Source organism: Pseudomonas sp. AM8 (assembly GCF_036346475.1).
In the GTDB taxonomy this organism is placed as follows: Bacteria; Pseudomonadota; Gammaproteobacteria; order Pseudomonadales; family Pseudomonadaceae; genus Aquipseudomonas; species Aquipseudomonas marginalis.
Genome location: NZ_JAOTNX010000001.1, coordinates 247843 through 262242, shown reverse-complemented (window position 1 = coordinate 262242; position 14400 = coordinate 247843). Strand labels below are relative to the sequence as shown.

Below are 14400 nucleotides of genomic sequence, written 5' to 3'. Positions count from 1 at the left end.
AGCTGGGTGCGGATTTATCCGTACAGTTTTCAGAAGAAGCGCGTGATGCTGATCTTGGCGTTGCGGCCTTCGCTGTAGACACCTTCCCCGCTGAGCGCCGGCTGGTAGCTGCGGTTGAACAGGTTGTCGACAGTGAAGTTGACCTCGGTGCCCTTTAGGCCGGCCTGCTGCGGTTTCCAGTTGGCGAACAGGCCTTGGGTGTCATAGCTGGCGTTCTCAGTCTGGTCGTAGATAAAGTCACCAATGGTCGAATTCAAGCCGCCAGCGTAGATGTCTGTAGGCACGCGGTCGGTCTTGCGCACGAACTGGCCCTGCCAGCCCACCTGTGCATCCCAGCTCGGGATCTTGGTGCCCAGCACCACCACCCATTTGGCCGGTGGAATGTCCCGCGCCCACACGTGTCGGTCGGTTGCCCACGGGTTGGTATAGGGGTTATCGCGTTTGCCCGTAGCCCAGGAGTAAGTCAGGGAGCCGAACACGTACGTTGAGTCGTAGTAGCTTTCCAGCTCCACGCCCTTGATGGTCATGCCGCCCACATTGCGATAGTTGGTCCTGGAGGCCGTGTCGTTGCACACCGTATCGATATTGCCCGGCACCGTCATTTGCCGTTCACAGCCGATGCCGGTGGCCTTCATGATCTCGTCTTCGATGCGGTTGTGAAACAGCGTGGTGCGCAACTGCAGGTCATCGCCGTGGGTTAAGACGCCGGAGAAGTGAGTCACGTTGCCCGCCGTAATCGCAGTGATGCGCTCTGGGTCGAGGTTGAGGCTTGTGGCGCTGCGGGTGCTGGCGGCGCCCTGGACTTCGTACTGTTCATCGATGACCGGCGCACGCCATGTGCGATTCCAGCTGGCGAAGAAGGCCACATCCGGGGTCAGGTTCCAGAACGCGGCCAGGCGCGGCGACCAGCCGGTGTAGGTGCGGTCGCTGTAGTCATGGCCGACGCTCGGGTCCGGGTTGCTGTAGTACGGCGCATCGTTGGCTTCGCCGCGATTGCGCACGTGGTCATAGCGCAGGGACGGGGTGATGGTCAGATCGCCGAGGGTCACGGCGTCCTGGAGGTAAAACGAGTGGGTATCGGCCTTGCCGTGGGGCATGAAATACGGCTGGAAATGCCCGTAGTTGTATCTTGCGGTGTTGTAGGTAGCGCCCGGCATCCAGCTTTCGGTTTCTCGATTGTGCTTGCGAATCTGCACGCCGGCGGTCACCGCATGTTCCAGTGGGCCGGTGGTCAGCAGACTGATATTACGCAGTTCAAGGAGGCGATCGGAGTATGAAGTTTCCATCTTGCGCCCACCGGTGCTCAGGCCAATGACTGCGTTTTCGCCCCGCTCGTCGGTCTGGTCGGTCTTGGACGCCGAGTAGCTAAGCTTCAGGTCAATCAGCGGGTTGTCCAGCGGCTGGTATTCGTACTTGCCCGACCAGGTGGTGTCCACCGTTTCGCGGTCGGCCAGAAAACGTTTCAGTGCGCCTTCGTAGCCATATCGGTTGATGGCCGATTGGTTCGGCGGCGACGGGTAGGATTTCGCTGAGAAGGGCGCCATGCGCTCACTTTTTGCACTGGAGTAGGACAGGCCCATGCTGTGCTCATCCGTAAAATACGCGTTGAATTTGAACAGCTTGCCTTCTACGTCCTGGGCACTGTTGGGCAGGCGCTTGGGGTTGATCGGGTATTCATTGCGCGGGTCGGGCGGTGTGCCGGCGAGCTTCAAGTCGCCGCCGTCGCGCTGTGTGAGGTAGATCAGGCCATTCATGCGACCGTCGTTGGTGCGGCCATACACGGCGCCGCTGTACACCTGTTCATGGGTGTTGCTGGAGTAACCGTATTTGGTCATGGCCCCGGTGTTACGCCCGTCCTTGAGCAGGTCGGGCGCATCCTTGGTGACCATGTTGACCGTGCCACCGAAACCGCCGTTGCCGGTGAAGGGCGAGTAAGGACCTTTCTCCACCTCAATGCTTTTGATCAGTTCAGGCTCGATGAAAACCGTGCCTTGCTGGTAGCGCTCAAAGCCACTTTTGGTCGCGCCATCCACGGTCATCGGCACATCTTCGGCGTCGCCCATGCCGCGAATATTCATGGTCTGCCCCCCCGGCTTGGGAGAGCCGCCCATGAATACCCCCGGCAGCGTCTGCAGCAGCGAAGGAATGTTGTCGGGCTGGTAGCGATCAATATCCGCCTGGCTCAGGGTGGAGCGGCCGACGGTGCTGGAGTCGACCTGATTGCCGGTGCCGATCACGCTCAGGGCGTCCAGCTGGATCGCGCCGCTCTGGGTGGTCTTGGCCTCTTCGGGCTTTACCACGTACGTGCTGCCGACCTTGATCAGGGTGAACGCGCCGTTTTTCAGCAGGCTGCGAATCGCAACTTCCGGTGTGAAGTCACCGTTGAGTGCAGGTGCCTGCACGTTCTTGAGCAGCTCCTCATCGAACAACAGCTGGATCTTCGCCTGCTGCGCTACTTGGCTCAGGGACGTGGCCAGCGCCTGGGCGGGCAGTTGCAAGGTGAATGACTCGGCCTGGGCGCTGAGGCTGAACGTCAGGCAGGTGGCGATGAGGGTCGGTCGAAGATACAGGTGCGAAGCGTGGCAAGGCGCGCGAAACATGGAATCCCCCGGAGCGGCCAAATGGCCAAAAAGGTGTGCTGATCAGATACAGACCGGAGGAAGACGGGGCAGGCAAAAAAATCCACACCTGCGAATGCAAAATATTCTCAAATAAGAACTTCGCAGGTTATTTGCTCGGTTCAATCCGCACGATGCCATCGGCCGAGACCACGGTTTTCACCGGCAACAGGGCGGGCAGGGCGTTGAGCAGGGCATCCGGATCATTCACGTCCAGATTGCCCGAGACTTTCAGGTGCGCCACCGCGTTACTGACCTGCAACGGTGCCTGCGGGCGATACAGGCCCAGTTCATCGATCAGGCTGGCCAGTTCACGGTTGCGGAATGACAAGTGCCCGCTGCGCCAATCGGCCACTTCTTCGGCCGTGAGGGTTTGCTGTTGCAAGGTGCCCTTGGCGTAGCTGTAGATGGCGCGTTGCTGGGCGCCGAGCAGGGAAACGGGGCTTTTGGCGGATGGCTCGAAAGCGACCTGGCCGTGGGCGACGCTGACCACCAGTTGCTGCTGGCTGCGGCGCACATCGAAGCCGGTGCCGACCACCCGCACATTTGCTTCGCCGGCTTGAACGAACAACGGCCGCTCTTTGTCGGCCGCCACTTCGATATACACCTGGCCCTTGTCCAGGTGCACGATGCGCTGGTGGGCGCTGAAGTCCACGCGCAGGCGGGTGTTGGCATTCACCGACAGGGTGCTGCCATCGGGCAGGTTCAGGGTGCGCACGCCCTTGGCATGGGCCGCCACCTGGCTGTGATACAACTCGCGGGGCGCACCGATGTGGGGGGCCAATACGGCGCATAGCACGGCGGCGGCTACGGCCAGGGCCGGGCGCAATACCGATGCTTTGCGCTTGGGCAGCGCCACGGGGTTGTTCAGTTGCTGCAACTGGGCCAGGTCGGCCCACAGTTGCTCGAATTCGGCATAGGCGCGGGCATGGGCGGGCGTGGCCTGCCAGGCGGCAAAGGCCTTGCGGTCGGCACGGCCTGTGTCGTTACGGTTGCGCGCAAACCAACTGGCGGCTTGGGCATCGATGGCGTCACTGGCTTCGATATCCAGGCCGTCGGTGTCGCTCAGGCGGTTCATTCTGGCTGCTCCGTGCCGGGGTCGTTTTGAAGGCGTCGCTTGCAATGCAGCAGGGCAAAAGCGATGTGCTTTTCCACCATGCTCGTCGAAATACCCATGCGCTCGGCGATCTGCGCCTGGCTCAGGCCTTCGAAGCGGTGCAGCATAAGGGCTTCTCGCCGGCGGGGCGAGAGTTCGGCGAGGACTTCTTTCAACTGTTCCAGGCGTTGCAAGCGCTGGGCGGCGGCCATGGGGTCGTTTTGCTCGTCGGTGATCGGTTCCGCGTCCCTGTCGGCCTGATCTGGGTGGACGGTCTGCCGTACCTTCTGTTTGCGCCAGTGATCACGCAGCAGGTTGCGTGCCATCTGGAACAAAAATGCCCGTGGCTGTTCGACCTTGGCCCGGTCGCGGTAGTCCAGCCACTGGGTAAAGACGTCCTGGGTCATGTCCGCCGCGTCGCTGGCGTTGTCCGTGCGTCTGCGCAGGAAATACAGAATATCTGCATAGAACCCGCGAAAGGCATCGGCCGACACCGGGTCGGGCTTGGGACGAGACATGGATATCCTTCTTGACGAAGCACGACGTGGAAAAGTCGTGAATACTATCGAGAATCATTGTCATTTGTCTCTATTTAAAGGATGTACTCGATTTAAAATGTGGGAGGGGCCTCAGCGTTCCACAGGCACTGACAGTGCGGGATCACCCAACGGATGCGTACGCGCCGCAAAAAACTTCAACTGCGCGCCACTGCCATCAAACAACTGCGAATACCGCCGCTTCTGCTGGCGAATAAACCCGTCGCTGCGGCCCGATACCGAGATCGCCAGGGTCGCGGGGCGGGCCTGGCGAATTGCATCCACCACGTGTTGGTCCTGCGGCCCCAGGTCATGGCCAAAGATGCACAGCGCGCCCTCATGGCTCAGCAACTGTTCATAGCAGAACGACAGGTAATCCGAGCTGCGGATGGTCTTGAGCTTCTCTTGCACCGTGCCTTCGTTGATAAACAGCGGCACATCGTCCAGGGTCTTGATCGTGTTGTTGATCGCAAAGCTGCTGAGCAAGGTGCTGTCGGTGCTCGGCAATTTGCGTGCGGTGCCGTCAAGGTTGCGCACCAGGTGCAGGCCGCCGTGCAGGTAGAGGATGCGCGTGGTATCGGTGTGGGTGTTGCGCAGGTCGAAGCTCGAGTCGGCGCTGCGGAACAGGTCGTCGATGCCCGGCGTGTGCAGGATCGCCCAATAGTTGAGCAGGTCGTAATTGGTGGTGAACACGCTGGTGTAGTTCGCCAGTTCGCGGTTGATCGTCGCCAGCGTCGACGGCTGCACCAGCCGCCACGGAATGTGCACGGCGTGGATGGTATTGATCAGCGCTTCCTTGATCGCGTAGTAGCGATTACGCGGTGCCGCCGAGCTGACCGCCAGGGCCTTGTTGACTCGGCTGGTGGTTTTCAATGCCCCCAGGGTCTGCTCGAAGCTGCGGGTCTGCAGGGCGTCGAACACGCTGAGCTCGGATGGGCCCAGGGGTTTTTCTTCGACGGTGCGTGCGTTTTCGAACAGCGAGTCGTAGGCAAAGTCTTCCCAAATCGTGCGGCTCGCGCCATTGCCGATCAGAATCCCACTGAAGACGGTGCTGCTGCGCAGGGTGCTCCAGTCTTCAAGGTGGGCGTCAATATCCTGGAAATCCTTCATTGCTGTGGGTCTACTCGAAATCGGCTGGATGGCGACTTTATCACGAGCCGGCGTTGATCCTGGTCAAGATGCCGCAGGCAAGTGAGGTTGATGCTGTAGGCATACACGTCATCCGAGGATTCGCCATGAGCAGCACCTTCTTCATTCCCGCCGTCAACATCATGGGCACCGACTGCCTCGACGAAGCCATGAATGCCATTCGCAACTACGGTTTTCGCAAAGCGCTGATCGTCACCGACGCGGGCCTGGCCAAGGCGGGCGTGGCCAGCATGATCGCCGAGAAGTTGGCGATGCAGGACATCGATTCGGTGGTCTACGACGGCGCCAAGCCCAACCCCAATGTGGAAAACGTCGAGAAAGGCCTGGCGTTGCTGCAGCAGAGCGCCTGCGATTTCGTAGTGTCCCTGGGCGGCGGTTCGCCCCATGACTGTGCCAAGGGCATCGCCCTGTGCGCCACCAACGGCGGGCATATCAGCGACTACGAAGGCGTCGACCAATCCAGCAAGCCGCAGATGCCCCTGGTGGCGATCAACACCACCGCCGGCACCGCCAGCGAGATGACGCGTTTCTGCATCATCACCGACGAAACCCGCCACGTGAAAATGGCTATCGTCGACCGCAACGTCACGCCACTGCTGTCGGTCAACGACCCGAGTCTGATGGTCGGCATGCCCAAGGGCCTCACCGCCGCCACCGGCATGGACGCCCTGACCCACGCCATCGAAGCCTACGTGTCCACGGCGGCCACTCCGATCACTGACGCCTGCGCGATCAAGGCCATCGAACTGATCAGCGCCAACCTGCGCCTGGCCGTACGCGACGGCAGCGACAAGGCCGCGCGGGAAAACATGGCCTATGCCCAGTTCCTCGCAGGCATGGCGTTCAACAATGCGTCCCTGGGTTTCGTGCATGCCATGGCCCACCAACTCGGCGGTCTCTACGACCTGCCTCACGGCGTGTGCAACGCGGTGCTGCTGCCCCATGTGCAAAGCTTCAACGCCAGCGTCAGTGCCAAGCGCTTGAGCGATGTCGGCCGCGCGCTGGGCGCGGACACCCAGGGTATTACTGTGGAAGAGGGGGCTCAGGCGGCCATCGCGGCTATTCGAGCGTTGTCCCAGGACGTTGAAATCCCCGCCGGCCTGCGCGAACTGGGGGCCAAGTTGCAGGACATTCCGCTGCTGGCTACCAATGCATTGAAGGACGCGTGCGGGCTGACCAACCCACGGCGCGCCGATCAGCGTCAGATTGAGGAGATCTTTCGCAGCGCGTTCTGATCTGTCCGGCAACTGGCGGCACATATAAATGCGCCGCCAGCCAACGCCACGCACAAGAGTGCCAATGGCCATGCCTGCTGATTCACCAGCAGGCTTGCTACGCCGCCGATCAACGCCGCCATCAACTGATGCATGAAGCCGCTCAAGGCGATGGCATAGGAACCGCCGACCGGCGACTGATCATTAGCCAGTGACAAACTGATGGGGTAACTCATCGATTGCCCAAATATCGCCAGGCAATAGGGCAGCCACAACAACAGCGCGATCCCGCTGGCAAACACACTGCCCAACAGCATCAGCGCCGCTCCCGTTAACGCCAGCGCCACGCCCCAGCTCATCATCGTCAACCGCCCCATCCGCGCGACGAAGCGGTTGACCATCAACGCCCCCGCCAGATAGGCCCCGCTGATCGGCCACCCCAGCCAGCCGTACTGCGCCGCGCTCCACTCGAAACGCCCTTGCAGTATCAGCGGTGCACAGGTGTTGAAGGCAATGATCACCCCATAGCCCAGCCCACCGGCCAATGCTGCGTGTAGAAAGGGGGGATGACGCACAATCGTGGTGTAGATCCGCCAGGCTGAGTCTGGCGAATCAGCCTTCTTCGCTGACGGAAACACCACGCTTTGCAACACAGCAATCAACGTGACAGCACTTATTGCCAACCCATAGAAAATGGCCTTCCAGCCGAAGGCCACCTGCAACAGCGACCCCATGAACTGGCCGATACCTAGCGCGATCACAAACGTCATCCCCAGCCACGACAACCCCCTGGCCAAAAGCGCCCCGCTGAAACTGTCCCGCACCAACACCCTGGCCATGACCGCGACTCCACCCGCCCCCAAACCCTGAATCAGCCGTAATGACAAAAAAGATTCGACGTTAAATGCCGATGGAATCGCCGCGCTTGCCGAGGCATATATCGCCAGCGCCGCCAACAGGACCGGCTTTCTGCCAAAACGCTCCCCCAGGCTGCCCCAGAGCAACATCGGCAGCGCCATGCCCATCAGGTACACCGCCAGGGCCAGTGCGACGTAGTCCTCGGCGGCGAGCAGGGACTGGGCGATGACCGGCACAGCGGGCAAATAGCTGCTAATGCCGACTTGGGCGAGGAAGGCGGCGCAGCAAGCGAGGGCGAGACGGGTGGTGTTTTTCAAGGGGCGGCGTCCTGCGCCTTAAGTTCTGCGTACGTCATCGTAAATGGCTTCCTCTGTATAGATACGAACAATGATTGAAACTTATGCTCACTGAGATGTAAGAGTGCGTATGTGGCGGTTGGGTATAGTTGATGCGCAATTTAGCTTGCGTATTTGTGTTCCTGTATTAAGTCTTTCAACTTTGAATAAAGCAATGATCTCCAAATGCTGACAGGTCGTGGCAGTTATCCAGATAAAGGAAGAGTCCGTAACCCGCTTTCAAATAGAGCAGGCTATCAATGTCTGCTAATCCTCTCATGCTGTATGCGCCGTCTGCGAAGTAAGCGACATTTTTACGTTTTTTACCTAAGTCTTCGATCCGGCACATGTCATTGTGAGGCGCTATTTTTACTTCTATTTCATCTGCACACGAGGTTTTAACAGGCCGAGATATGTCGTCGTGCAGAAGTGATAGGGTTTTCGCTTATGTTTAAGTTGGTTGTTGTCTTGAGCTTTTACATTGAGTTCGCAAATTCGACCTGATTGTGCTGTCGGCCTGATCTATTGGTTTCTTGTAGTTTGTTGACAGGTTTGTTGACTGGTTTTTTGATTGCATATTTCTCACTTGCTTTACCTGTCCTTGGGTAAGGCAAGAACAATAAAGGGAAGTTTTTGATAGGGTAAGTCAGATATTTCCCATGCGGGCTACTCTGGATGGACATTTTGTTGTGAGTAAGTTCCTACATTTTGTAAGTTCCAATGGACATCCAGCCGATGGGTGAATGAAAGCAGTGGGGGGCGTTCGCGTTTTGTTGAGGTCGTATCCCGCAGGATTGAGTAAGGTGTCCACTTACCGGCCGGATGTGACGATGGCCTTCAAGGACCTGTCTCTTGGGTAGTCGAAACCAAATGGATGAAGGGAGTACTTGATGAGAGTTCTGTTATTCGGTGCCACCGGCATGGTCGGCCAGGGCGTCCTGCGCGAGTGCCTGCTGGCCGCTGACGTACAGGAAGTCGTCGCCGTCGGCCGCACGCCCCTGACCCGGGAACACGGCAAGTTGCATCAGGTGTTGCACAGCGACATGCTGGATTTCCAACCCCTGGAAAACCTGCTGCAAGGGTTTGACGCGTGTTTCTTCTGCCTCGGCGTCTCCTCGGCGGGCCTGAATGAAACCAAGTACACCCACCTCACTTATGACCTGACCCTCGTCGCCGCCAGCACCCTGGCGCGGCTTAATCCGCATATGACGTTCATCTACGTGTCCGGCGCCGGTACCGACAGCTCCGAGGCGGGCAAGTCGATGTGGGCGCGGGTCAAGGGCAAGACCGAGAATGCCTTGCTGCGCCTGCCGTTCAAGGCGGTGTACCTGTTCCGGCCAGGGATCATTCAGCCGCTGCACGGTGTGCGTTCGAAGACGCCGTTGTATCAAGCCTTCTATTCCGTGCTCGGGCCCGTGCTGTCGTTGGTGCGTCGGGTCAAGCCGGGCTGGGTGGTGAGCACGGAGACTGTCGGCCGGGCGATGCTCGCAGCGGTGCGCCATGGCGCGCCGCAACCGGTGGTGGAACAGGCCGAGATCAATCGCCTGGCGTCCGAGCGCGCCTGATGTTGCACAAGAGCCTGGTGCGTCGCCTTGACTTGATCACCCTGCAGCTGTTCGTCGCGGTGTTCGAAGAGGGCACCCTGACCCGCGCCGCCGCCCGCGAAGCCATCGCCGTGTCGGCAGCCAGCAAGCGTTTGATGGAGCTGGAGCAGGTGCTGGGGGTGAGCCTGTTCGTGCGACGGGCCAAGGGCATGGACCTCACCGCCGCCGGCGAAACCCTGCTGCATCATGCCCGGCAGATGCTGTTCAACGTGGAAAAAATGGGCCTGGAACTGGGCGAGCACAGCCACGGCGTGCGCGGTTACGTGCGGATGCTGGCCAATCTCTCTGCGATTATTCAGTTTCTTCCGGAAGATTTGCGGGATTTTTCCGGGCTGCATCCCGAAGTGAAAACCGACCTCGAAGAGCGCCCCAGCAACGGCGTGGTGCAAGGCGTGCTGGATGGGGTGGCGGACCTGGGGATCTGCTCCAGTGATACCGACACCAAGGGCCTGCCCAGCGTGACCTATCGCCACGACAAACTGGTGGTGTTGATGCCGGCGGATCACCCCTTGGCGCCGCGCGAAAGCCTGGCCTTCGCCGAGACCCTGGACAGTGACTACGTGGGCCTGCACGCCGCCAGCTCGATCAACATGCGCACCCACGCCGCCGCGCGCGAGGCCGGCAAGACACTGCGCCTGCGTATTCATGTGCCGGGCTTTGATGCGATGTGCCGGATGGTCCAGGCGAACATGGGCATCGGCATCCTGCCGCTGAAGGCCTATGAGTTGTTTGGCCGTGCCCTGGGCCTGCATGCCGTGCCGCTGACCGATGCCTGGTCGGACCGCAGTTTGATCCTGGTGGTGCGCGATGAGGCGCAGTTGTCGCCAGTGAGCCGGCTGCTGTTCGATTACCTGAGCGTTCGCATTCAGCGAACGCTCCTTGCCAACTGACGGTTGGATTTTTCCTGTCCCTGTCCTCTAGCCTTGGCTGCACATTCCAAGAATAAGAGGTACACCCCATGACGGCTCCCTTGAGCGGTATCAAGGTGATCGAGATCGGCACGCTGATTGCGGCGCCGTTCGCCGCCCGGCTGATGGCCGAGTTCGGCGCCGAGGTGATCAAGATCGAAGCCCTGGGGCAGGGTGATCCACTTCGTAAATGGCGAAAGCTGCATGAAGGCACCTCGCTGTGGTGGTACCTGCAATCGCGCAATAAGAAATCCCTGGCCCTGGACCTCAAGTCCGCTGAAGGCCTGGACCTGATCAAGCTACTGCTCGGCGACGCCGATGTGCTGATCGAAAACCTGCGCCCCGGTGGCCTGGAAAAACTCGGCCTGGGCTGGGACGTACTGCACGCGCTCAACCCCAAGCTGACCCTGGTGCGTATCTCCGGCTACGGCCAGACCGGCCCGTACCGCGACCGCCCTGGTTTCGGTGCCATCGGCGAAGCCATGGGCGGGATTCGCTACACCACCGGCAACCCCGATTCGCCCCCGGCTCGGGTCGGCGTCAGCCTCGGCGACTCCCTGGCGTCGTTGCATGGCGTGATCGGCGCGCTGATGGCGTTGTTGCGGGTCAAGACCGGCCAGGGCGACGGGCAGATTGTCGATGTGTCCCTGGCGGAAAGCGTGTTCAACCTGATGGAAAGCCTGGTGCCCGAATACGACATGCTCGGCCACGTGCGTGAGCGCAGCGGCGGTGCCTTGCCCGGTATCGCACCTTCGAATACCTACCTGACCGCCGACGGTGCCTATGTGGTGATCGCCGGTAACAGCGACCCGATCTACAAGCGCCTGATGACCACCATCGGCCGTGCCGACCTGGCCGAAGCCGCCGAATTCGCCCACAACGATGGTCGTGCGGCGAAAAGCGCTTTGCTCGATGCCGCCATCACCCACTGGACCAGCAGCCTGCCTATCGAGCAGGTGCTCAGCGCCCTGGAAGCCGCCGAAGTGCCGGCCGGGCGCATCTACTCCGTGGCCGATATCGTCAGCGACCCGCACTACCAGGCGCGCGACATGTTGCTCAATGCCGAGCTGCCGGGCGGTGTGTCGGTGAAGATGCCCGGCATCGTGCCCAAGCTCTCGGAAACCCCCGGCGCCGTGAACTGGCAGGGCCCGAGCCTGGGCCAGCACACTGATGACATCCTCGGCAGCCTGGGCCTTACGGTTGCCGACATTCAACGCCTGAAAACCTCGGGAGTGGTGCAATGATCACTGACTATTGCGACCCGCTGATCGTGCAGGAAGTGTCCCCGCGCGATGGCCTGCAAATCGAACCGACCTGGGTTGAAACCGCTGACAAGATCGCCCTGATCGACCAGCTTTCCCTGGCCGGGTTTTCGCGGATCGAAGCCGGTTCTTTCGTGTCGCCCAAGGCCATCCCTGCATTGCGCGATGGCGAACACGTGTTCCAGGGCATCGAGCGTAAAGCCGGTGTGATCTACGTTGCGCTGATCCCTAACCTCAAGGGCGCCCAGCGCGCCGTCGAGTCGCGCGCCGATGAACTGAATCTGGTGATGTCGGCCAGCCAGACCCACAACCTGGCGAATATGCGCATGCGGTGCGAGGCGTCGTTGGCGGCATTCGGCGAGATCGTCAGCTTTGCCGCCGGGCACCCGGTACGCCTCAACGGCAGCATCGCCACCACCTTTGGCTGCCCGTTCGAAGGCAGGATCGATGAAGACCGCGTACTGCAACTGGTCGACGCCTATCTGCAACTGGGCATCCAGGGCATCAGCCTTGCCGACACCACCGGCATGGCCAACCCGCGCCAGGTGGAACGCCTGGTCAAGCGCGTGTTGCAACGCGTGCCCGCCAGCGACCTGACCCTGCATTTTCATAACACCCGCGGCCTGGGCCTGTGCAATGTGCTGGCCGCCTACGAAGCCGGGGCACGGCGTTTTGACGCGGCGTTGGGTGGCCTGGGTGGGTGCCCGTTTGCGCCGGGGGCGTCGGGCAATATCTGCACCGAAGACCTGGTCAACCTGTGTGAAGAGGTCGGCATTCACACCGGAGTCGACCTGCCGCACCTGCTGAGCCTGTCCCGCCGCTTGCCGGCCTTGCTGGGCCATGAATTACCCGGCCAGGTGGCCAAGGCCGGGCGCAATTGCGACCTGCATCTGCCGCCGGACTACATCGCCGCTTTGTAACGCCATACCAGACAACAAAAACAATCGGACGCCTGTGAGCAGTCCGCTGGAGAGAAACCATGAGCACTAATACGTTGGAGGTCGGCGCGCGCCCGGCCGCAGAAATCGATGCCGAAAAAGCCCTGGTCAGCAAGGTCGCCTGGCGCCTGATGCCGCTGATCATGGTGTGCTACCTGTTCGCGTTTTTTGACCGCATCAACATCAGCTTTGCCAAGTTCCAGCTGCAAACCGACCTCAGCCTGAGCGACACCGCCTACGGCCTGGGCGCCGGGTTGTTCGTGGTGGGGTATGTGATCTTTGAAGTGCCTAGCAACATGATGCTGTACAAGGTCGGCGCGCGGCGCTGGATCGCGCGGATCATGATGTCGTGGGGCCTGGCCACGGCGGCCATGGTGTTTGTCACGGCCGAATGGCAGTTCTATGGCCTGCGTTTCATCATCGGCGCGATGGAGGCGGGCTTCGCCCCCGGTGTGCTGTATTACCTGACGTTGTGGTTCCCGCAGCACTTCCGCGGGCGCATTACCTCGATGCTGTTCCTGGCGTCTGCCTTTGCAGGTTTGGTCGGCGCACCGTTCTCCGGCCTGGTGCTGGAGCACCTCGACGGCGTGCTGCAGATGCGCGGCTGGCACTGGCTGTTCCTGCTCGGCGGCTTGCCCTGCATCGGCTTGGGCTTCCTGGTGCTGACGCTGCTCAAGGACCGTATCGAAGATGCGCACTGGCTGACGCCGGCGGAGAAAACCCTGCTGTCGAGCCGTATTGCCCAGCATGAGCCGAACACACATGGCGGCTCGTTGCTGTCGGCGATCCGCATTCCCGGCTTTTTGATGCTCGGGTTTATCTACTTCCTGATCCAAGTGGCGTCTTACGGCCTCAACTTCTGGGCGCCGCAACTGATCCGCAGCGCCGGCACCCAAAGCCCGGTGATGATCGGCCTGCTCACCGCGATTCCCTATGTGTGCGGCGCGATCAGCATGGTGGTGATCGGGCGGCTGTCGGACGCGACCGGCGAGCGCCGCAAGTTTGTCTGCGGCTTGGTGGTGCTGGGCGCGGTGGGCTTCTTCAGTGCCGGGATCTTTGCCGACCACACCACCTTCCTGATCATCGCCCTGGGCATGTTGGGCGCCGGCATCATCGCTTCGATCCCGACCTTCTGGACCCTGCCGCCCAAGTTGCTGGCCGGTGCCGGCGCAGGCGCGGCGGGCGGGATTGCGGTGATCAACACCCTCGGCCAGTTCGGCGGCATTGTCAGCCCGGTGATGGTGGGGCGGATCAAGGACCTTACCGGCAGCACCACCCCGGCACTCTATGTGATCGGCGTGTGCGCGTTGTTGGCGGCGGCCCTGCTGCTGTGGGGCCTGCCGCAAAAGCTGCGCACCCTCGACAAGGCCTGATCAGCCGGCGTTTGTCAGCGCTCGGGCCGGTGTGGCGCTGAACTGAATCAACGCCACGCCGCCCATCAACAACAACGCGCCAAGGATTCGGGGCGTTGTCAGTGAGCGCTCGGCCAAGCCAAACAGGCCGAAGTGATCCAGCAGCAGCGACGCGAGAATTTGCCCGGCCATGGCCAGGGCGATAAATCCCGACGCGCCCAGCTTGGGCAGCAGCGTCAACGCCAGCGCGATAAAGCACACGCCAAACGCGCCCCCGGCCCACATCCACAGCGGCGCCTTGGTGATAAATGCGAGGCCGGGCAGCGGCAGGCGCAGCGCCACGATCACCGGCAGCAGCACGAGGATGCTCACCAGCAGCGACGCCAGGGTGGCCCACAACGGATGCCCAAGGCCGCGTCCGAGGTTGGCATTGATCGCACTTTGAAACGGCACTACCGCCCCGGCGATCACCGCCAATAACAAAAAACCTGCCCAATGCAACGTCGTCATGGCGAATCTCCCAGAGGTTT

The 14400-nt window shown here is 61.1% G+C and carries 12 protein-coding genes; 6 read left to right on the top strand and 6 right to left on the bottom strand.

Translation table 11 applies throughout. The features are described from left to right. Positions 1-29: 29 nt before the first annotated feature. The 4 genes from V3W40_RS01280 to V3W40_RS01265 all read right to left on the bottom strand — a co-directional run bounded on the left by V3W40_RS01280 (position 30) and on the right by V3W40_RS01265 (position 5360). The gene (locus tag V3W40_RS01280) at positions 30-2600 is read right to left on the bottom strand and encodes a TonB-dependent receptor (protein WP_074844363.1); all 2571 of its coding nucleotides are present in this window, start codon (positions 2598-2600) and stop codon (positions 30-32) included. 127 nt (positions 2601-2727) lie between these two features. Then, the gene (locus tag V3W40_RS01275; RefSeq protein WP_065947344.1) at positions 2728-3696 is read right to left on the bottom strand and encodes a FecR family protein; all 969 of its coding nucleotides are present in this window, start codon (positions 3694-3696) and stop codon (positions 2728-2730) included. Beyond that, positions 3693-4232 carry an RNA polymerase sigma factor gene (locus tag V3W40_RS01270; protein WP_027604372.1) on the bottom strand — a complete coding sequence of 180 codons (540 nt, stop codon included), beginning with the start codon at positions 4230-4232 and terminating at the stop codon, positions 3693-3695. Before V3W40_RS01270 ends, V3W40_RS01275 begins: the two co-directional genes overlap by 4 nt. A 111-nt stretch (positions 4233-4343) precedes the next feature. Next, the gene (locus V3W40_RS01265) at positions 4344-5360 is read right to left on the bottom strand and encodes a DUF4917 family protein (protein ID WP_074844366.1); all 1017 of its coding nucleotides are present in this window, start codon (positions 5358-5360) and stop codon (positions 4344-4346) included. A gap of 125 nt (positions 5361-5485) precedes the next feature. Here V3W40_RS01265 and yiaY point away from each other — a divergent pair, with 125 nt between their 5' ends. Next, positions 5486-6634 carry an L-threonine dehydrogenase gene (gene yiaY, locus V3W40_RS01260; RefSeq protein WP_065928250.1) on the top strand — a complete coding sequence of 383 codons (1149 nt, stop codon included), beginning with the start codon at positions 5486-5488 and terminating at the stop codon, positions 6632-6634. On the opposite strand, the gene V3W40_RS01255 is transcribed toward yiaY, so the two are convergent. Beyond that, on the bottom strand, positions 6601-7788 hold the full coding sequence (locus tag V3W40_RS01255; RefSeq protein ID WP_330214290.1) for an MFS transporter: 1188 nt from the start codon (positions 7786-7788) through the stop codon (positions 6601-6603). The genes yiaY and V3W40_RS01255 overlap by 34 nt on opposite strands. Before the next feature lie 908 nt (positions 7789-8696). On the opposite strand from V3W40_RS01255, the gene V3W40_RS01250 reads away from it, so the two are divergent. From V3W40_RS01250 to V3W40_RS01230, 5 genes are all read left to right on the top strand, one after another. Then, positions 8697-9371 carry an NAD(P)H-binding protein gene (locus tag V3W40_RS01250; protein ID WP_330214289.1) on the top strand — a complete coding sequence of 225 codons (675 nt, stop codon included), beginning with the start codon at positions 8697-8699 and terminating at the stop codon, positions 9369-9371. Further along, positions 9371-10300, top strand: coding sequence for a LysR family transcriptional regulator (locus V3W40_RS01245; protein WP_330214288.1), 930 nt, complete (start codon positions 9371-9373; stop codon positions 10298-10300). The genes V3W40_RS01250 and V3W40_RS01245 overlap by 1 nt, the downstream gene beginning before the upstream one ends. Positions 10301-10368: 68 nt before the next feature. Then, on the top strand, positions 10369-11562 hold the full coding sequence (locus V3W40_RS01240) for a CaiB/BaiF CoA transferase family protein (protein WP_330214287.1): 1194 nt from the start codon (positions 10369-10371) through the stop codon (positions 11560-11562). Next, positions 11559-12500, top strand: coding sequence for a hydroxymethylglutaryl-CoA lyase (locus tag V3W40_RS01235; protein WP_330214286.1), 942 nt, complete (start codon positions 11559-11561; stop codon positions 12498-12500). Before V3W40_RS01240 ends, V3W40_RS01235 begins: the two co-directional genes overlap by 4 nt. 59 nt (positions 12501-12559) lie before the next feature. Next, complete coding sequence (locus V3W40_RS01230; RefSeq protein ID WP_330214285.1) at positions 12560-13891, top strand: MFS transporter; 1332 nt, start codon at positions 12560-12562, stop codon at positions 13889-13891. On the opposite strand, the gene V3W40_RS01225 is transcribed toward V3W40_RS01230, so the two are convergent. Next, the gene (locus tag V3W40_RS01225; protein ID WP_065947350.1) at positions 13892-14380 is read right to left on the bottom strand and encodes a DMT family transporter; all 489 of its coding nucleotides are present in this window, start codon (positions 14378-14380) and stop codon (positions 13892-13894) included. It abuts the gene before it with no gap. Between the last annotated feature and the right edge of the window lie 20 nt (positions 14381-14400).